Source organism: Streptomyces sp. A3M-1-3, assembly GCF_024213665.1.
In the GTDB taxonomy this organism is placed as follows: domain Bacteria; phylum Actinomycetota; class Actinomycetes; order Streptomycetales; family Streptomycetaceae; genus Streptomyces.
In genome coordinates, this window is the sequence record NZ_JANAVP010000012.1 from 1 (window position 1) to 17,067 (window position 17,067).

17 protein-coding genes and 2 pseudogenes are annotated in these 17,067 nt (G+C 70.3%); 16 read left to right on the forward strand and 3 right to left on the reverse strand.

Annotation, left to right across the window (positions count from 1 at the left end; genetic code table 11):
- Positions 1 to 213: 213 nt before the first annotated feature.
- Positions 214 to 1,533: an RDD family protein gene (locus NLX86_RS15455; protein ID WP_254372277.1), complete on the forward strand. Its 1,320-nt coding sequence runs from the start codon at positions 214 to 216 to the stop codon at positions 1,531 to 1,533.
- Positions 1,534 to 1,616: 83 nt separating this feature from the next.
- Positions 1,617 to 2,318: an RDD family protein gene (locus tag NLX86_RS15460; protein WP_254372278.1), complete on the forward strand. Its 702-nt coding sequence runs from the start codon at positions 1,617 to 1,619 to the stop codon at positions 2,316 to 2,318.
- A gap of 23 nt (positions 2,319 to 2,341) precedes the next feature.
- On the opposite strand, the gene NLX86_RS15465 is transcribed toward NLX86_RS15460, so the two are convergent.
- The gene (locus tag NLX86_RS15465) at positions 2,342 to 2,608 is read right to left on the reverse strand and encodes a hypothetical protein (protein ID WP_254372279.1); all 267 of its coding nucleotides are present in this window, start codon (positions 2,606 to 2,608) and stop codon (positions 2,342 to 2,344) included.
- Between the two features lie 422 nt (positions 2,609 to 3,030).
- Between NLX86_RS15465 and NLX86_RS15470 the strand changes: the two genes are divergently transcribed.
- The 6 genes from NLX86_RS15470 (at position 3,031) to NLX86_RS15495 (ending at position 9,613) form a co-directional block, all read left to right on the forward strand.
- Positions 3,031 to 5,433 (forward strand): immune inhibitor A domain-containing protein, encoded by a 2,403-nt coding sequence (locus NLX86_RS15470; RefSeq protein ID WP_254372280.1) that lies wholly within the window; start codon positions 3,031 to 3,033, stop codon positions 5,431 to 5,433.
- 136 nt (positions 5,434 to 5,569) lie between these two features.
- On the forward strand, positions 5,570 to 5,896 hold the full coding sequence (locus NLX86_RS15475) for a hypothetical protein (protein ID WP_254372281.1): 327 nt from the start codon (positions 5,570 to 5,572) through the stop codon (positions 5,894 to 5,896).
- An 82-nt stretch (positions 5,897 to 5,978) separates the two neighbouring features.
- Positions 5,979 to 6,629 (forward strand): hypothetical protein, encoded by a 651-nt coding sequence (locus NLX86_RS15480; protein ID WP_254372282.1) that lies wholly within the window; start codon positions 5,979 to 5,981, stop codon positions 6,627 to 6,629.
- Between the two features lie 96 nt (positions 6,630 to 6,725).
- On the forward strand, positions 6,726 to 6,956 hold the full coding sequence (locus NLX86_RS15485; RefSeq protein ID WP_254372283.1) for a ferredoxin: 231 nt from the start codon (positions 6,726 to 6,728) through the stop codon (positions 6,954 to 6,956).
- Positions 6,946 to 8,340: an FAD-dependent oxidoreductase gene (locus NLX86_RS15490; RefSeq protein ID WP_254372284.1), complete on the forward strand. Its 1,395-nt coding sequence runs from the start codon at positions 6,946 to 6,948 to the stop codon at positions 8,338 to 8,340. Before NLX86_RS15485 ends, NLX86_RS15490 begins: the two co-directional genes overlap by 11 nt.
- 25 nt (positions 8,341 to 8,365) lie before the next feature.
- Positions 8,366 to 9,613 (forward strand): cytochrome P450, encoded by a 1,248-nt coding sequence (locus NLX86_RS15495; protein ID WP_254372285.1) that lies wholly within the window; start codon positions 8,366 to 8,368, stop codon positions 9,611 to 9,613.
- Between the two features lie 29 nt (positions 9,614 to 9,642).
- Here the strand turns inward: NLX86_RS15495 and NLX86_RS15500 are convergent, their stop codons facing one another.
- A complete protein-coding gene (locus tag NLX86_RS15500) occupies positions 9,643 to 10,236 on the reverse strand; it encodes a nicotinamidase (protein ID WP_254372286.1) in 594 nt (197 codons plus the stop codon).
- A 614-nt stretch (positions 10,237 to 10,850) separates the two neighbouring features.
- Positions 10,851 to 12,179 carry a nicotinate phosphoribosyltransferase gene (locus NLX86_RS15505; protein WP_254372287.1) on the reverse strand — a complete coding sequence of 443 codons (1,329 nt, stop codon included), beginning with the start codon at positions 12,177 to 12,179 and terminating at the stop codon, positions 10,851 to 10,853.
- Positions 12,180 to 12,259: 80 nt separating this feature from the next.
- Between NLX86_RS15505 and clpS the strand changes: the two genes are divergently transcribed.
- From clpS to NLX86_RS15540, 8 genes and pseudogenes are all read left to right on the forward strand, one after another.
- Positions 12,260 to 12,574, forward strand: a complete 315-nt coding sequence (gene clpS, locus NLX86_RS15510) for an ATP-dependent Clp protease adapter ClpS (protein WP_254372288.1) — start codon at positions 12,260 to 12,262, stop codon at positions 12,572 to 12,574.
- Entirely contained in the window at positions 12,574 to 13,182 is a 609-nt protein-coding gene (locus NLX86_RS15515) for a DUF2017 domain-containing protein (protein ID WP_254372289.1), read from the forward strand. The genes clpS and NLX86_RS15515 overlap by 1 nt, the downstream gene beginning before the upstream one ends.
- A gap of 338 nt (positions 13,183 to 13,520) precedes the next feature.
- Positions 13,521 to 14,969 carry an amino acid permease gene (locus tag NLX86_RS15520; protein WP_254372290.1) on the forward strand — a complete coding sequence of 483 codons (1,449 nt, stop codon included), beginning with the start codon at positions 13,521 to 13,523 and terminating at the stop codon, positions 14,967 to 14,969.
- A gap of 75 nt (positions 14,970 to 15,044) precedes the next feature.
- Positions 15,045 to 15,467, forward strand: a complete 423-nt coding sequence (locus NLX86_RS15525) for a Mov34/MPN/PAD-1 family protein (RefSeq protein WP_254372291.1) — start codon at positions 15,045 to 15,047, stop codon at positions 15,465 to 15,467.
- 70 nt (positions 15,468 to 15,537) lie between these two features.
- A pseudogene (locus tag NLX86_RS15530) lies at positions 15,538 to 15,693 on the forward strand (iron ABC transporter permease); the annotation flags it as partial.
- 95 nt (positions 15,694 to 15,788) lie between these two features.
- Positions 15,789 to 16,490 (forward strand): annotated as a pseudogene (locus NLX86_RS15535) (ABC transporter ATP-binding protein).
- Positions 16,491 to 16,559: 69 nt separating this feature from the next.
- On the forward strand, positions 16,560 to 16,670 hold the full coding sequence (locus tag NLX86_RS35050) for a putative leader peptide (protein ID WP_374213890.1): 111 nt from the start codon (positions 16,560 to 16,562) through the stop codon (positions 16,668 to 16,670).
- A gap of 115 nt (positions 16,671 to 16,785) precedes the next feature.
- Positions 16,786 to 17,064 carry a MoaD/ThiS family protein gene (locus NLX86_RS15540; protein ID WP_254372292.1) on the forward strand — a complete coding sequence of 93 codons (279 nt, stop codon included), beginning with the start codon at positions 16,786 to 16,788 and terminating at the stop codon, positions 17,062 to 17,064.
- Positions 17,065 to 17,067 lie beyond the last annotated feature (3 nt).

The window sequence follows — 17,067 nt, forward strand, 5'->3', positions numbered from 1 at the left end:
CCGAGACGGAGCGAGCGGAGCGAGTGCAGTGCACCAGCCGCCGCTCGCTGATCCGGCCTGATCGACCGGACACCCCCTAGCACCTCGGCCGCGGGATTTTCGGACTGTCGCTCGAACGCGGGTATTCTCCCGGTCTCTTTACCTACTTGGCCCGGGTTCTTCGTTAGTGTCCTCCCTGGATTGTGTTGGTGATGATCGGAGTTGGGGACATTGGTGGCTTCTCCTGGTGACGGCGAGAACGCAGCCCGTGAGGGGTATTACCCCGATCCGTCGATTCCCGGCTATGTCCGGTACTGGAACGGTGCCGCCTGGGTGCCCGGAACGAGCCGCCCCGCACCGGCCGGGGGTGCGAGCGCGGGGCCGCCGCGGCCCGCCGCCCCCGCGCACGAGGAGACCGGGCCGGTCTTCCTCGACGAGGAGCCGGAGCAGGCGTCGGCGTCCCCGTCCGGGCCGGACGACCTGCACGGCAGCCGTCCGGAACCGGCTTCCGCGTGGCAGGCCGACACCTCGCGGCAGACCGGTTTCGGCGGCGACCTGGACAGCCGCGTCTCCTGGGGCGCGCCCGCGCAGGACCCCCGTTCCCCGGCGGCCCCGGCCGGGGAGGCGGACCCGAGCGGCGGCGCGCTGCCGGGCATGCGGGCACCGGGCGGCGCGTCCGCCCGTACGAGCCGTACGGACGGCACGATGTCCATCCGCGCCACAGCCCCGGCCACCGGCACACCGCCGCGGCCCGGGCCCGCTCAGCAACAGCAACAGCAGCAGCACGCCGTACCGGCCCAGGCCCAGGCCCAGCCGCAGGCGCCGGTTCAGCCCCAGCCCGTGGCGCCGGCGCCCCAGCAGCCCGTACCGCCGCAGCAGGCCGCCGCGCCCGAGCCGGCTCCGGCGCCGGCTCCGGCGACCCCGCTCTCGTCCGGGCAGGGCGGCGGCGCCGCGTCCTGGCCGCAGCAGGTGCACCAGCTCGCCCGCTCCGCCGAGGCCGAGCAGCAGCCGGTGACGCCGTGGAAGCCGCCCGTCAGTGACCCGTTCCAGCGGATGGCCGCGGCCCAGGCAGCCGCCCGGCCCGCCGGTCTCGGCAAGCGGCTGGCGGCGCGGCTCATCGACTCGGTGATGCTCGGCGCGGTTGTCGGTGCCGTCGCCGTACCGCTGCTCACGAGGGCGGTCGAACACATCGACGACAAGGTCGACGCGGCCAAGCTGTCCGGGGAGACGGTCACCGTCTGGCTGATCGACGGGACCACCGCCGGGTACCTCGGGATCGTGCTCGGCGCCCTGCTCGTCTTCGGTGTCCTCTACGAGGCGCTGCCGACCGCCAAGTGGGGCCGCACCCTCGGCAAGAAGGTCTGCGGTGTACAGGTGCGGGACATCGAGTCGCACGAACCCCCGTCGTTCGGCGCGGCCTTGCGCCGCTGGCTGGTGTACGGGCTGCTCGGCGCGCTCGCCATCGGTGTCGTCAATGTGCTGTGGTGCCTGGTGGACCGCCCGTGGCGGCAGTGCTGGCACGACAAGGCGGCCCGTACGTTCGTGGCGGGCTGACACCCGGCGGCCCGGCGGCGCCGGTTCCCCCGAACGGCGCGCATCCGTTGCGGCGCGCCCCCGGGCGCGGTCGACTTACGGCCATGAGTACCGAACCGCCGCCGCCCGGCCCGCCGCCCGACGACGACCCGTTTCTCAAGAAGCCGCCGCCCGACCAGCCGCCCCCGGCCGGCGGTTCTCCGTACGACACCCCGCCCGGCTCCCAGGGCCCGCCGGGTCCCGGGTCTCCGTACGGCAGCGGCGGTGGCACGCCGCCTCCGCCGTACGACCCCTACGGCGGCGGGGGAGGGTACGGCCCGCCCGATCCGCTCGCCGGGATGCCGCCGCTCGCCGATTTCGGCAAGCGGCTCGTGGCCCGCATCATCGACGCGCTCATCATCGCCATCCCGCTGGGCCTGATCCAGATCCCGTTCGGCAGCCGCTTCACCGTGGACAGGGGCGAGGACGCCTCGGACGTGTTCGTCGACTCGTACAGCGGCGGGGGCCTGATCTGGACGCTGATCGCGATCGTGGCCTTCATCGGCTACGACACCCTGATGGTGAAGACGTCAGGGCAGACCGTCGGCAAGAAGCTGCTGAAGCTGCGCGTGGCGATGCTCAACGACGGAACCACCCCGGACACCAGCGCGTCGCTGATGCGCGCCACGGTGCTGTGGCTGCCCGCACTGCTCTGCTGCCCATGTATCTGGCAGATCGTGCTCGCCATCACGATCGTGATGGACAAGCCGTACAAACAGGGCCTGCACGACAAGGCGGGCAAGACGGTGGTGGTCACCACCGACTAGGCGCCACCAGCGGGGTGCCGGGCTCAGCGGTGCAGTGAATGCTCGGGTTCCGGTACTCGCGCGGCGGGCGCGCCCGACGGTACGGACGCACGGTTCGAACGAACCGTGCGTGCCGTCTTTTTGGGCGCGGGCACTATCACCGCGACGACGACACCGAGTGCGAGGGCTGCCGCCGAGATGACCGCGACCCCGAGTCCTGTGCTCGTCTGCGAGAGCAGCAGCATGACGATGGTGGAGGCGATGACGGTGGCCGAACCGTAAGCGAGTTGTGCGGCAGTCGGACGCGGCATGGCGTGATCCGTCCTCGAAGGCAACGAACAGCGAATGGGCAGTCGGCTCAACTCGGTCGCACTGTCAAGCGACTCTACGACGGTGGATGCCCGAGGGGAACCGCCAGTAAGCGTGACCTAACCCACGGTGCCGGAGCATGGGGGGCGCACGGAGTCATTCGCCGTCCCAACAGGCGGGATGGGCGCGCCGGTCGGCGGTGCCCGGGACCAGCCCGGCGTCGGCGCCGGCGGTATCCGATCGGGTCCGACGACGTCCGGATTCCGGAATCGGTCCCCCACGTAGTGCAGTTGGTCTGTTCAAGTCAAGGTCTGTCTTTTCTCTCGTAACTCCGGTCGAATGTCGTCACTTGAGACGCGTGCCGCGCCGGAACCCCTCACCCTTAGGTCCGTGCCCTTGCGGCCGCGGGAGGGGAACACATCAAGTGACCAGTACGAGGAGAGCGATCAAGGCTGCCGCCGTGGTGGTCACCATGGCCGCGTGCGCCGCCACGGCGTCCACGTTCGCCACGGCACAGGCCGACGACAAGGCACCGGGAGCCGCCGCGGTTGACCGCCACGACCCGGCTGCCGTGAAGAAGGGGCACGTCGAGCACGATCTCGAAGGCCCCTTCAGCAAGCAGCAGGAGGAGCAGCGCGAAGCCGCGCTCGAGCAGGTCCTCGCGGGCGACCTGAAGGTGGAGAAGCGCGGCGCGTCCCAGGTGGTCAGGCTGGACGACCGCAAGTACGTCGAGCTCGGCCGCGAGAAGACCGACAAGATCTTCACGATCCTGGTGGAGTTCGGCGACAAGGTCGACGACACCACGATGTTCGACCCGGACGGCCCCGACGGCCCCAAGCCGCCGGCGAAGAAGTACGGCGGCGAGCCCGGCCCGCTGCGCAACCAGATAGCCCAGCCCGACCGTGCCAAGGACAACAGCACGGCCTGGCAGAAGGACTACAACCGCGAGCACTTCCAGGAGCTCTACTTCGGTACGGGCAAGGGCAAGCACTCGCTCAAGACGTACTACGAGAAGACCTCCGCGGGCCGCTACTCGGTCGACGGTGAAGTCTCCGACTGGGTCAGGGTCGACTACAACGAGGCCCGTTACGGCTCCAACTACTGCGGCCAGTCCAACTGCGCCAACGTGTGGGACACCGTCCGCGACGGTGTGACCGCCTGGGCCGCGGCGCAGAAGGCGGCCGGCAAGACCGACGCCCAGATCAAGGCGCAGCTCGCCGCGTACGACCAGTGGGACCGCTACGACTTCGACGCCGACGGCAACTTCAACGAGTCCGACGGCTACATCGACCACTTCCAGATCGTGCACGCCGGCGAGGACGAGTCCGCGGGCGGCGGCGCCCAGGCCACCAACGCCCTGTGGGCGCACCGCTGGTACGCGTACGGCACCAACGCGGGCAAGACCGGCCCCGCGAACAACAAGGCCGGCGGCACCCAGATCGGCGAGACCGGCATCTGGGTCGGCGACTACACCATGCAGCCCGAGAACGGCGGCCTCGGTGTCTTCGCCCATGAGTACGGCCACGACCTCGGTCTGCCGGACCTCTACGACACCACCGGCGGCGCCGAGAACTCGGTCGGCTTCTGGTCCCTGATGTCGGCGGGCTCCTGGCTCGGCACCGGCAAGGACTCCATCGGCGACCTGCCCGGCGACATGACCGCGTGGGACAAGCTCCAGCTGGGCTGGCTCGACTACGACAAGGCCAAGGCCGCGACGAAGTCGACCCACAAGCTGGGCGTCTCCGCGTACAACACCAAGAACAAGCAGGCGCTCGTCGTCGAGCTGCCGAAGAAGCCGGTCACCACGACTGTCGTGAAGCCCGTCGAGGGCTCCAAGCAGTGGTGGAGCGACATGGGTGACGACCTCAAGAACACCCTCACCCGGTCCGTCGACCTCACCGGCAAGTCCAAGGCCTCCCTGGAGCTTCAGGGCTGGTACGACATCGAGGCCGAGTACGACTACCTGTACACCGAGGTCTCCACCGACGGCGGCGCCAACTGGACGGCCGTCGACGGCACGGCCGACGGCAAGGCGCTCCCGCGCGACGCCGCCGACAACCCGGCCCTGACCGATGTCTCGGGCGCCTGGAAGAAGCTCGTCTACCCGCTGGACGCCTACGCGGGCAACAAGGTCGACGTCCGCTTCCGCTACCAGACGGACGGCGGCGCGGGCGGCAAGGGCTTCACCGCCGACGCCATCACCGTCACCGCCGACGGCTCGCCGCTCTTCACGGACGGCGCCGAGGGCGACGACGACGGCTGGACCGCGAAGGGCTTCTCGCGTATCGGTGAGTCCTTCACGCAGGAGTACCCGCAGTACTACCTGGCCGAGAACCGTCAGTACGTGTCGTACGACAAGACGCTGAAGGTCGGCCCGTACAACTTCGGGTTCGCCCCCGCCCGTCCCGACTGGGTCGAGCACTACCCGTACCAGAACGGCCTGATGGTCTGGCTGTGGGACACCTCCCAGAAGGACAACAACGTCAGCGCCCACCCGGGACACGGCCTGGTCCTGCCGGTCGACGCGCACGCCAAGCCGCTGAAGTGGGCGGACGGCACGCTGATGCGCAACAAGATCCAGCCCTTCGACGCGCCGTTCGGCCGGTACGCCACGGACAGCTTCACGCTGCACAGCGCCGGCCGGCCGGTGCGGGTGAAGGCGCAGAAGGGCAACCCGGTCTTCGACGACCGCAAGGGGACGTACTGGTACGCGGAGAACCCGACCGGAAGCGTTCAGGTTCCTGACACCAACACCCGGATCGTGATCGTCAAGGAGCCCAAGAGCGGCCAGACGATCACTGTGAAGGTCGGTCCGTCGACCAAATAGTTCGTAACATCGCAGGTCAGCGCATGATCGGCCGTCGCCCTCTAGCGGGCGGCGGCCGTTCGCGTTTAGATGCGTCCTACGAACTGCTTATTGACAGCAAGTCGACAGTGGCGTCTCACGGGGGAGCTGGACGGTCATGGCCGGTGGAGGTTTCAGCAAGCTGCCGAACGGCAGAGTGGTGGTCGCGCTCACGCTTCCGCGGCCCACGTACGACGGCGGGACCTCCGGCCCGGACGGCGACGGACCGGTGCGCGTCCTGGTCCACGCGGCCAACCGCGCCCGCGCCCTGACCCGGCTGCGCAATCTGGGCCTGCGCGCGGTCTACCTCCGCGGCAACGCGGAACCGCCCACCCCGGACGAGGTCACGGCGGTCCTGCACCACCCGGACGGCCTGCTCTGGCGGGGCGCCCCGCAGGACGCGGAAGAACTCTGGCACCCGATACGAGCACTGCTCCGCAGCTGACCTCTCACCCGCACGGGTGGCCCTGGTGGCGTGGCCGCGGATGAGGCCGCTTGCTGGTACGGGGGGAGAAAGCGAGCGGTCCATGGCGTCGAACGAGCAGCGCCTGCAGACCCCCCGGGCGGCAGGGGTGGTGGGGATCGCCTTCGCGCTGTTGACCACGGCTGCGATCGTGCTGGTCCGGGTGGCGCTGCCCGAAGGGGCGGAGGCCGACACGTCCCGCGACCCCTCGCAACAGGAGGCGCTGCGCACGGCGCTCGGACTCGTACCGTTCGCCGGCATCTTCTTCCTCTGGTTCATGGGCGCGCTGCGCTCGCAGGCCGGTGAGCGGGAGGACAGGTTCATCGCCACCGTGTTCCTGGGCAGCGGCCTGCTCTTCGTGGCCACACTCTTCGGGGCCGCCGCAGCCGCCGGCAGTGTGCTGGACACTGCCGGGGCGGGTACGGGGCAGCCGCCCGGGGGCTTCGGGGAGCACTTCGCGTACACCCTGATGACGACCTACTCGATGCGGATGGCCGCCGTATTCGCCTTCACGACCTCGGCCATCGGGCACCGCCTCGGCTTCTTTCCGCGCCCGCTCACCGTTCTGGGCTACCTCGTCGGCCTGACACTGCTCTTCCTCGGGCCGAGCATTCCCTGGTCCGAACTGGTCTTTCCGTGCTGGTCCCTGATCGTGAGCGTTCACATTCTCCGGGCGGGCTTCCGGTCCCGCCCGAGCCCCCTCGGTGTCACATGACCGTCACACCTTCGGCCCACCACGACGAGCGTGGGCGCGCCTGCTCTCCCATGCTGGCGCCGAGGAATGACCAGTCCATGGGAAGGACCGATCCTGGTGAGGCTTGTCGTCGATCTCAACCGCTGCCAGGGGTACGCGCAGTGCGCGTTCCTCGCCCCCGATGTCTTCGCCATGCATGGTGAAGAGGGCCTGTTGTACAACCCACAGGCCGACGAAGCACAGCGGGACAACGTGGCACGAGCCGTCGCCGCGTGCCCGGTAGGGGCCATCCTCCTCGACGAGCTCGACGAAGCCGCGCCGGCGCAGGGGATGTCCCGTGCACAGTGACGGATTCGTGAAATGGCTCAAACGCGAAGGGCGCATCGTGATCGTGGGCGCCTCCCTCGCCGGTCTCAGAGCCGCGGAAACCCTGCGGGAGGAGGGCTTCGCCGGCTCGCTCACGCTGATCGGCGACGAACCCTACGAGCCGTACGACCGGCCCCCGCTGTCCAAACAGGTCCTCCTGGGCAAGGCGACCGCCGAACACACCGCCCTGCCCCGCCGCCGGAATCTGGACGCACAGTGGCGGCTCGGGGTCGCGGCCACCGGGCTGGACATGGCGGCCAGGCGGGTACGGCTGGCCGACGGCGACGAGGTGGAGTACGACCGGCTGCTCATCGCGACGGGCGTACGGGCGCGACCCTGGCCGAACGAGAGCGAAGCGGAGCTCGACAGTGTCTTCGTCCTGCGCACGCGCGACGACGCGGCCGCCCTGCACCGGCGGCTGGCGGACGGACCCCGCCGAGTGCTGGTGATCGGCGCCGGTTTCACCGGCTCTGAGATCGCCTCCGCCTGCCGGGAGCGCGAGCTTCCGGTCACCGTCGCGGAACGGGCGGCTGCGCCCCTGGTCGGCGCGCTCGGTGGCGTCGTAGGCGAGGTGGCCGCCGATTTGCAGCGCGAAAACGGAGTGGACCTGCGCTGCGGCATCATGGTCACCGGGCTGGAGGGCGACTCGGCGCGACGGGTCCGCGCCGCCCATCTGTCCGACGGCGCCACCATCGAGACGGACGTGGTCGTCGTCTCGCTCGGCGCCACCCGCAACACCGAATGGCTCGCGGGATCCGGCCTCGGCGCCGGCCCCCGCGGCATCGCCTGCGACGCCGGCTGCCGGGCCTTCGACATCAGGGGCATCGTCACCGACGACATCTTCGTGGCCGGCGATGTGGCACGCTCCCCGCACGCGCTGTTCGGCTATCAGTTCCTGTCCCTCGAACACTGGGGCAACGCCGTCGCACAGGCCGAGACCGCCGCGCACAACATGCTGAGCGAGAGCGTGGACCGCCGCCCGCACCTGTGGGTGCCGGCCTTCTGGTCCTCACAGTTCGGGGTGAACATCAAGTCCGTGGGCGTCCCGTCCATGGGCGAGGAGATCCTCGTCGCACAGGGCTCGCTCGCCGAGCGCCGGTTCACCGGTGTGTACGGATACCAGGGGCGCGTCATCGCGGCCGTCACCTTCGACCAGACGCGGTGGCTGCAGTTCTACCAGCAGCTCATCGAGACGACGGCGCCGTTCCCGCCGCCGTTCCTCACCGTGGACCGCCGCCCCGAGGGCCGGCGCCCGGTCCCGGCAGGCTTCCCGGACCCCTCGGTCCCCACCCACGGTCCGACCATCACCCTCAGCGGCTATTCGCCGGCCGACCGGCGGATCACCTTCACCCCCGCCCGGTCATGACCTCCCACGCACACGAGGATCCCTCATGACGCAAGCCATGCTCCTGCGGCAGATCTTGGACTACGCCAACCGCGCGGACCCGTATCCCCTCTACGCCGAGCTCCGCAAGACGCCGGTGGTCCATGAGGGAGACGGCCCGTACGTCGTCAGCACCTACTTCGAGATCCAGAACCTCCTGCACGACCCGCGGATCAGCTCCGACGCCCGCAATCTCACGGCGCAGGTCGGCGACGAGCTGTCCCAGGGGGAGGAGGGGACGACGCTGCCGCCCAGTTTCCTGAAGCTCGATCCGCCGGAGCACGACCGGCTGCGCCGTATGACGAACCGTCCCTTCGGCCCACCCCACAGCCCCCGCCGGGTCGACGCCATGCGCGGTGAACTCGCCGCGATCGTGTCCGGCCTCATCGACGGTCTCGTGGACGGGGGCAGCGACGGGGGCCGGATCGATCTCGTCGACCAGTTCTCCTACCCCTTTCCGGTGACCGTGATCTGCCGACTGCTCGGGGTGCCGCGCGAGGACGAGGCGCGGTTCCACACCTGGGCGGACACCCTCGCCGCCAGCCTGGACCCGTCCCCGGACGAGGACCCCACCGAGCGCAACCGCATCGCGACTCAGGCCCGGACCGAGCTCGGCATGTACCTGGCCGGACTGATCGAGGAACGCCGCAAGGCACCCGGCGACGACATGCTCTCCGAGCTGGCGACCGCCCAGGGACCGGACGGGGCGATGACCACCATGGAGTTGCTCAGCACCGCGGCCCTCCTGCTGATCGCCGGCCACGAGACGACCGTCAATCTCATCACCAACGGCATGCTCACCCTGCTGCGCCACCCGGACGCTCTCCAGCGGCTGCGAAACGAACCGCGCCTGTCCGTCCCGATCGTGGAGGAGCTGCTGCGCTACGAGCCTCCGGTGCAGCTGGTGCCGCAGCGCACCACTCTCGCGGACATCGAGGTCGGCGGTGTCACCATCCCCAAGGGGGCATCGCTCTGGCTCGTCCTGGCCTCAGGCAACCGGGACCCGAAGCGTTTCACCGACCCCGACCGGTTCGACCCGGACCGCAAGGACATCCAGCACCTCGGCTTCGGCAGCGGCATCCACAGTTGCTTCGGCGCGCCGCTCGCCCGGCTGGAGGCGCAGCTCGCACTGACCGAACTGGCGCGCAGGCTCGACAACCCCCGTCTGGTCGAAGACCCGCCCCCCTACCGGCAGAACGCGGTCCTGCGCGGCCCCCGCCACCTGAACATCACCTGCGACGGCCTCCGCCCCTGAGGTGCCGCCGACCCGCGGAAGTCAGCCTGTCAGACCACCGGCTTGCCGGAGAGCTCCACGCCCGCCTCGCGCAGCTCCTCCAGTGCCCGCCCCGTCGTGTGTTCCGCGACGCCCGCGGTGAGGTCGAGCAGTACGTGCGTGGCGAAGCCCTCGCGCACCGCGTCCAGGGCCGTGGCGCGGACGCAGTGGTCGGTGGCGATGCCGACCACGTCCACCTCGGTGACCTCGCGGGCGCGCAGCCAGTCGGCCAGGGTGGTGCCGTTCTCGTCGAGGCCCTCGAAGCCGCTGTACGCCGCCGCGTACGCGCCCTTGTCGAAGACCGCGGCGATCGCGCCGGAGGCGACGGCCGGGGCGAAGTTCGGGTGGAATCCGACCCCTTCCGTGCCGGCCACGCAGTGCACCGGCCAGGAGCGCTCGAAGTCCGGGATCGCCGGGGGGAGGGCGAAGTGGTCGCCCGGATCGATGTGGTGGTCGCGGGTCGCGACGACATGGCGGTAGCAGGCGGGAGCCTGCCCGATCAGGTCGGTGATGGCCGCGGCGACATCTGCACCCCCCGTGACCGCGAGGCTGCCGCCCTCGCAGAAGTCGTTCTGAACGTCGACGACGATCAAGGCGCGGTGCATGGCGGGCTTCCTTCGACTGGAGAATGCGGCGGATGCGGATGCGAGTGCGGGATGCGGTGCGGCGAAGGGGCGGGGGCGCACGGGGGAGCCGGTCCCCCGAGCGTAGAGCCTCCGGAAGACACAGGGGAGAGGGCGCCGCCTCTGGGCGGCGGGCGCCCACTTGTGCGGGGGTCCGGCCGTTCGGGGGCGCGGTGGCGGCGGAGCCGGCCAGCGCCATGGGGCCCGCGGCGCAGGGCGTCCGTCCACCGGGTGCGGCCTGCAGGCACGGCGAGGTCTTCCCGCGCCGCCTCTGGGCGGCGGGGCGCCCACTTGTGCGGGGGTCTGGCCGTTCGGGGGCGCGGTGGTGGCGGAGCCGGCCAGCGCCATGGGGCCCGCGGCCGCAGGGCGTCCGTCCGCCGGGTGCGGCCTGCAGGCACTGCGAGGTCTTCCCGCGCCGCCTCTGGGCGGCGGGGCGCCCACTTGTGCGGGGGTCCGGCCGTTCTGGGCCGGCGCGGTGGCCGCGTCACCCCATGGCGGCCGCGGCCTTTCCGCGCCGCAATGCGGGGCCCCATGGGCAGGCAGGTGCTCCGGGATCCGGCCTGGCGGAGCCGGCCGCTCCGCGCCGCCTCGCTCATTCACGCGTACTCCGTAGGGATGACCGCCTCCCCCCGGGACAGCTGCATCGCCGACATCGGCAGGCCCGCGCGGGCCGCCTCGTGCCGGTCGCGGGCCGCCTCCAGTGGCTCCCGGGCAACCACCTCGCCGCCTTTGAGCAACTCCACCAGCAGCTGGCGGCCGGCCAGCTCGGCCGGTACCGGGCCGGTGCCGACGACCTCCGCCTCGGCGACCCCGTCCGCGTCCGTCCGCCGGGCGGCCCACTTCCGGCCGCCGACCGAGGTCTTCCCGCCCAGCGACTTCTTCGCCACCGGCACCAGCGGGGCCTTCGGCTCGGCCGACTCCGCGCGGGCAACCAGCTTGTAGACCATCGAGCAGGTGGGGTGACCGCTGCCGGTGACCAGCTGCGTTCCCACGCCGTACGCGTCCACCGGCGCCGCCGCCAGTGAGGCGATCGCGTACTCGTCGAGGTCCGAGGTCACCACGATCCTCGTCCCGGTCGCGCCCAGCTCGTCGAGCTGCTGCCGCACCCGGTGCGCGACGAGCAGCAGGTCCCCCGAGTCGATGCGTACCGCACCGAGGCCGGTCCCGGCGATCTCCACCGCCGTACGGACCGCCTCGGCCACGTCGTACGTGTCCACCAGCAGCGTCGTGCCGCTGCCCAGCGAGGCGACCTGTGCGGTGAACGCGTCCCGCTCGGTGTCGTGCAGCAGGGTGAAAGCGTGCGCGCTGGTGCCGACGGTCGGAATCCCGTACCGGAAGCCCGCCGCCAGGTCCGAGGTGGAGGCGAAGCCGCCTACGTACGCGGCACGCGCGGCGGCGACGGCCGCCAGCTCGTGCGTGCGCCTGGCGCCCATCTCGATGAGCGGCCGGCCGCCCGCGGCTGCGGACATCCGGGAGGCCGCCGCCGCGATGGCCGAGTCGTGGTTGAGGATGGACAGGATCACGGTCTCCAGCAGCACGCACTCGCCGAAGCTGCCTTCGACCCGCAGGATCGGCGAGCCGGGGAAGTACACCTCCCCCTCCGGGTAGCCCCAGATGTCCCCGCTGAACCGGTAGCCGGCCAGCCAGTCCAGCGTGGGCGCGTCCACGATCGCCTGCTCCCGCAGGAACTCCAGGACCCCGCCGTCGAAGCGGAAGTTCTCCACGGCGTCCAGCACCCGGCCTATGCCCGCGACGACCCCGTAGCGGCGGCCGTCGGGCAGTCTGCGGGTGAAGACCTCGAAGACGGACCGGCGGTCCGCGGTGCCCGACTTCAGGGCTGCCCGCAGCATCGTGAGCTCGTACTGGTCCGTGAAGAGCGCTGTCGAGGGAACATCCACCGGCAGGCCCAGGTCCGCAGTGTTCATGGCAAGGATGCTACCGCACATCTCGTCAAACTGACGAGATGTGCGAGCCGTTTGTGCGATGGGCCCCTCCCAGTGGCAGCATGGGACAAGTGAGTGTTGCTCCCGTAGAGATCGAACGCACCGAGTCGGCCGAAGAGACCTTTGCGGTACCCGAGCCGGACGTCCCGTGGGTCACACTCGTCCACAACGACCCGGTCAACCTCATGAGCTATGTGACGTACGTCTTCCAGGCCTACTTCGGCTACTCCAAGGACAAGGCGCACAAGCTCATGCTGGACGTCCACCACAAGGGCCGGGCGGTCGTCTCCAGCGGCTCCCGCGAGGAGATGGAGCGCGACGTGCAGGCAATGCACGGGTACGGCCTCTGGGCGACCCTCTCGCAGGACCGCGGCTGATGGCGGCACACCCCGGCACCTTCGTGCCGCTGAAGGGCGGCGGCGCCGCCGTGGCCCTGGACGAGGTCGAGATCTCGATCCTGCGCTCCCTCGCCGTACAGCTCCTCGAACTCATCGGACCCGGCGACGCGCCCGCGGACGGCGAGGACCCGCTGGCCGCGCTCTTCGCCGAGGGCCCGAGCGAGCCGCCGTCCGACCCGGCGCTGGCCCGCCTCTTCCCCGACGCGTACGGCGGTCCCGACGCCGCCCATGAAGAGGCGGACGAGGAGCTGCGCGCCCGCTCCGCCGAGTTCCGCCGCTTCACGGAGAACGACCTGCGCGCCCGCAAGCGCGAGGACGCCCTCGCGATGGTCCGCACGCTGGACGCGCTCACCGCGGGCGGCGACGGCGGGGCCGTACTGGAGCTGACCGAGGACGACTCGCGGCGGTGGCTCGGCGCCCTGAACGATCTGCGGCTGGCGATCGGCGCCCGGCTGGAGGTCACCGACGAGGACGAGAACGACGAGCTGTACCGGCTGCCGGACGACGATCCGCGCAAGCCGATGGTGATGGCGTACCTCTGGCTCGGCGGGCTCCAGGAAACCCTGGTCGACACCCTGCTCCCCTGAATCCCTTATGGCCTGACTTGTCGGGATATATCGATCAACGTGTTCGCTCAACGGACGCTCAAATCCGGATAACGATCATGTCACTGTGATCACTTCTTTTGCTGCGCCTAGGGACTTTTGTCCGCTTCTTCCTGTGGTGTGCACCACATCGGTCCCCGTGGATCACTGTTGCGAGCGTGATAAATCTTCACGACCGCTGACGGGACGCCACCCATGTCCCGCAGGGGCGCTTGGGCCGGCAGACCGCCGGCGTGCAACTCCATCCACATCCGGGGGGATCGAGGACCCGATCCGTCGCCACAAGGGCACGGACCGGCATGGAGAAAGGGCGCACCACCATGACCTCAGTGCAGGTCGACAAGCATCACGACGGCAATGAGGCCGCAGGCGGCACTCCCGAAGAGGGATACGAACGCGGACTCGGCAGCCGCCAGGTCCAGATGATCGCGATCGGCGGCGCCATCGGCGTCGGTCTCTTCATGGGCGCCGGGGCCAACATCGCCAAGGCCGGCCCCAGCATCATCCTCATGTACGCCCTCGCGGGCGTCGTGATCTTCTTCATCATGCGGGCGCTCGGCGAGCTGCTCCTCTACCGGCCGGTCTCGGGCTCCTTCGCGGAGTACGCCCGAGAGTTCCTCGGCCCGTTCTTCGGCTTCGTCACCGGCTGGACGTACTGGCTCATGTGGGTCGTCACCGGTATGGCCGAGCTGACCGCCGCGGCCATCTATGTGCACTTCTGGTTCCCCGAAATCCCGCAATGGGTCAGCGCCCTGGTCTTCCTGGTGGTGCTCTTCGGCGTCAACCTGATCTCGGTCAAGATCTTCGGCGAGGTCGAGTTCTGGTTCTCGATGGTCAAGGTCACCGCGATCATCGGCATGATCGTGATCGGTCTCGGCGTCCTCACGCTCGGCTTCTCCGACGCCGGTGACACCGCCGCCGCCTCCAACCTCTGGGCGCACGACGGCATCTTCCCGAACGGCATCGGCTCCAGCCTGATGACCCTGCAGGGCGTCATGTTCGCCTACCTCGCCGTCGAGCTCGTCGGCGTCACCGCGGGCGAGTCCGAGAACCCGGAGAAGACGCTCCCCAAGGCCATCAACACGCTGCCCTGGCGCATCATCGTCTTCTACGTCGGCGCGCTCCTCGTCATCCTCTCCGTGGTCAAGTGGACCGAGTTCTCGGCGGGCCAGAGCCCCTTCGTCCACGCCTTCGAGAAGATCGGCATCCCGCTCGCCGCCGGCATCGTCAACTTCGTCGTCCTCACCGCGGCGCTGTCGTCCTGCAACTCCGGCATGTACTCCACCGGCCGCATGCTGCGCGACCTCGCCGCCAACAGCGAGGCCCCCAAGGCCTTCGGCAAGCTCAACGCGCGCCGCACCCCCGCCATCGGCATCGCCGTCTCCGTCGCCCTCATGGGCATCGGCGTGATCCTCAACTACGTCGTCCCCGAGAAGGCCTTCGGGTACGTCGTCTCGGTGGCCACCGCGGCCGGCATCTGGACCTGGATGATGATCCTGGTCAGCCACATCCGCTACCGCCGCGCGGTCGACGCGGGCCGGCTGCCCGCCTCGTCCTTCCCGGCGCCGGGCGGTGCGAAGTTCAGCTGGGTCGCGCTGATCTTCCTGGTCTTCGTGACCGGCATGATCGCGTACGACAAGGACGCGCGCGTCTCCCTGATCGTGGCTGCCGTCTGGGCCGTCGGCCTGGCCATCGGCTGGGCGATCCTGAAGAGCCGCAACCCGCAGATCGCGGACCGTACGCCGCAGTACGAGAGCGTCTCGAAGTAACGCCTCGAGGTAACGCGTCTCACCAGATGGCCTCCGGATCTCAGACCCGGGGGCCATCTGCTTATCCTCGTGCCCATGCTCACCATCACCCAGGCCCTGCACGACGCCATCGTCGCCCACGCCCGTGAGGACCACCCCGACGAGGCGTGCGGCGTGGTCGCCGGCCCGGCGGGCACCGGGCGCCCCGAGCGGTTCATCCCGATGCTGAACGCCGCCCGCTCGCCCACGTTCTACGAGTTCGACTCGGCCGACCTCCTCAAGCTCTACCGCGAGATGGACGACCGGGACGAAGAGCCCGTGGTCATCTACCACTCGCACACCGCGACCGAGGCTTACCCGTCCCGCACGGACATCTCGTACGCCAACGAGCCGGGCGCGCACTATGTGCTGGTATCCACCGCCGACACGGACGAGGCCGGGCCCTTCCAGTTCCGCTCGTTCCGCATCGTGGACGGCGTCATCACAGAGGAAGACGTCAAGGTCGTCGAGACGTACTGACGGCCCGTCTGCCACACTCAGCGCCGACAACAAGGCGGCAGGACCCAGGAAGCCGTGCGAATCCGGCACGGTCCCGCCCGGCGCCTCCGCCGGCGCGGTCGCCGTCATCGTCCTCGGCATCGGCGCCGGGATCGCCACCACCGTGGCGATCCCCGCCGCCGCCTTCGCCGTAGCCCTCGCCCGAGGCGGAGGCACGATGACCACCGGGCGCCCGGTCATGGCCGGGTCGCCGTCCGTACGGTCGCCGCCCCGCAGGACATCCCGGTCGGCGTACTGACCGCACTCACCGGCGGGCCGTCCTTCCTCGTCGACTCCGTCGACCTGACCGCCGCCCCCGGCGAGACCGTCGGCATCGTCGGCTCCAACGGCAGCGGCAAGACCACCCTGCTGCGCTGCGTGTACGGCACGCTGCGCCCCACCGGCGGCCGGGTCCTCCTGGACCTGGACGACCTGAGCACCCTTTCCCCCAAGTCCAGGGCACGCAAGATCGGGTGCGTCCCGCAGGACGGGCGCGCGGGCTTCGAGCTGACCGTGCGCGACATCGTCGCGATGGGCCGTTCCCCGCACAAGAATTTCTGGGCGCCGGACACGGCCGACGACCACGCTGTGGTACGCCCTGGCCCGCATCGGCATCAGCGCCCTCGCCGACCGCGCCCTCGCCGCCCTCTCCGGCGGCGAACGCCGGCGCGCCCTGGTCGCCCGCGCCCTCGTACAGCAGCCCGCCCTCGCCGTCCTCGACGAACCGACCAACCACCTCGACATCCTCTACCAGCTCGAAACCCCTCTCCCTGGTAAGGGACTTGGGGCACCACCAACCTGCTCGCCCTGCACGATCTGAACCTGGCCGCGTACTACCGCCACCGGCTGTACGTCCTCGACGGCGGCCGCATCGTGGCCTCTGGCGCCCCGAAGCAGGTCCTCGCCGAGGACCTGCTCCCCGCCGTCCACGGCGTAACAGCCGAGGCCAGCACCCATCCCGTCACCGGCGCTCCGACCGTCGTCCACCTCCCGCCGTCCGCCTGACGAACAGCTTCGGTCCACCATGCGAGATCACATTCCGGGCCCCGGACAGGGAATCGATACGATGACCGCATGGTTTCCCACGACGTGAGCGACAAGACGCCGAGCACCCCGCTGCTCGTAGCGCGCCTGCACGTCGACCTGTGCCGACTGGCCAGCGCCATCTGTCCGCGTACGGCCTGAGCCGCGGCCCCCGCGCATCCAGAACCCAGCACCAGCACCAGCACCACCCCGCGCGGAGCGCCGCGCGCCCGCACGCCACCCTCCGCTTCCGACGCTTCCGACAGGAGCCCACGCCATGGCCATCGAGGTCCGCATCCCGACCATCCTCCGCACCTACACCGACGGCGCCAAGGCCGTCGAGGGCAACGGCGACACCCTCGCCGACCTCCTCGCGGACCTGGAGACGCGCCACACCGGCATCAGGGAGCGCATCGTCGACGGCGACCAGCTGCGCCGCTTCGTGAACGTCTACCTCAACGACGAGGACGTCCGCTTCCTCGACGGCATCTCCACCAAGCTCGCCGACGGCGACAACGTCACGATCCTCCCGGCCGTGGCCGGCGGCATGGTCTGAGTC

What these genes read in the sequence shown, in the direction of transcription:
- NLX86_RS15540 (WP_254372292.1), top strand. Translation starts at nt 16,786, where the DNA reads ATGGCCATCGAGGTCCGCATCCCGACCATCCTCCGCACCTACACCGAC.
- clpS (WP_254372288.1), top strand. Translation starts at nt 12,260, where the DNA reads ATGGGACAAGTGAGTGTTGCTCCCGTAGAGATCGAACGCACCGAGTCG.
- NLX86_RS15480 (WP_254372282.1), top strand. Translation starts at nt 5,979, where the DNA reads ATGGCGTCGAACGAGCAGCGCCTGCAGACCCCCCGGGCGGCAGGGGTG.
- NLX86_RS15465 (WP_254372279.1), bottom strand. Translation starts at nt 2,608, where the DNA reads ATGCCGCGTCCGACTGCCGCACAACTCGCTTACGGTTCGGCCACCGTC.
- NLX86_RS15475 (WP_254372281.1), top strand. Translation starts at nt 5,570, where the DNA reads ATGGCCGGTGGAGGTTTCAGCAAGCTGCCGAACGGCAGAGTGGTGGTC.
- NLX86_RS35050 (WP_374213890.1), top strand. Translation starts at nt 16,560, where the DNA reads ATGGTTTCCCACGACGTGAGCGACAAGACGCCGAGCACCCCGCTGCTC.
- NLX86_RS15500 (WP_254372286.1), bottom strand. Translation starts at nt 10,236, where the DNA reads ATGCACCGCGCCTTGATCGTCGTCGACGTTCAGAACGACTTCTGCGAG.
- NLX86_RS15505 (WP_254372287.1), bottom strand. Translation starts at nt 12,179, where the DNA reads ATGAACACTGCGGACCTGGGCCTGCCGGTGGATGTTCCCTCGACAGCG.
- NLX86_RS15460 (WP_254372278.1), top strand. Translation starts at nt 1,617, where the DNA reads ATGAGTACCGAACCGCCGCCGCCCGGCCCGCCGCCCGACGACGACCCG.
- NLX86_RS15515 (WP_254372289.1), top strand. Translation starts at nt 12,574, where the DNA reads ATGGCGGCACACCCCGGCACCTTCGTGCCGCTGAAGGGCGGCGGCGCC.
- NLX86_RS15525 (WP_254372291.1), top strand. Translation starts at nt 15,045, where the DNA reads ATGCTCACCATCACCCAGGCCCTGCACGACGCCATCGTCGCCCACGCC.
- NLX86_RS15520 (WP_254372290.1), top strand. Translation starts at nt 13,521, where the DNA reads ATGACCTCAGTGCAGGTCGACAAGCATCACGACGGCAATGAGGCCGCA.
- NLX86_RS15495 (WP_254372285.1), top strand. Translation starts at nt 8,366, where the DNA reads ATGACGCAAGCCATGCTCCTGCGGCAGATCTTGGACTACGCCAACCGC.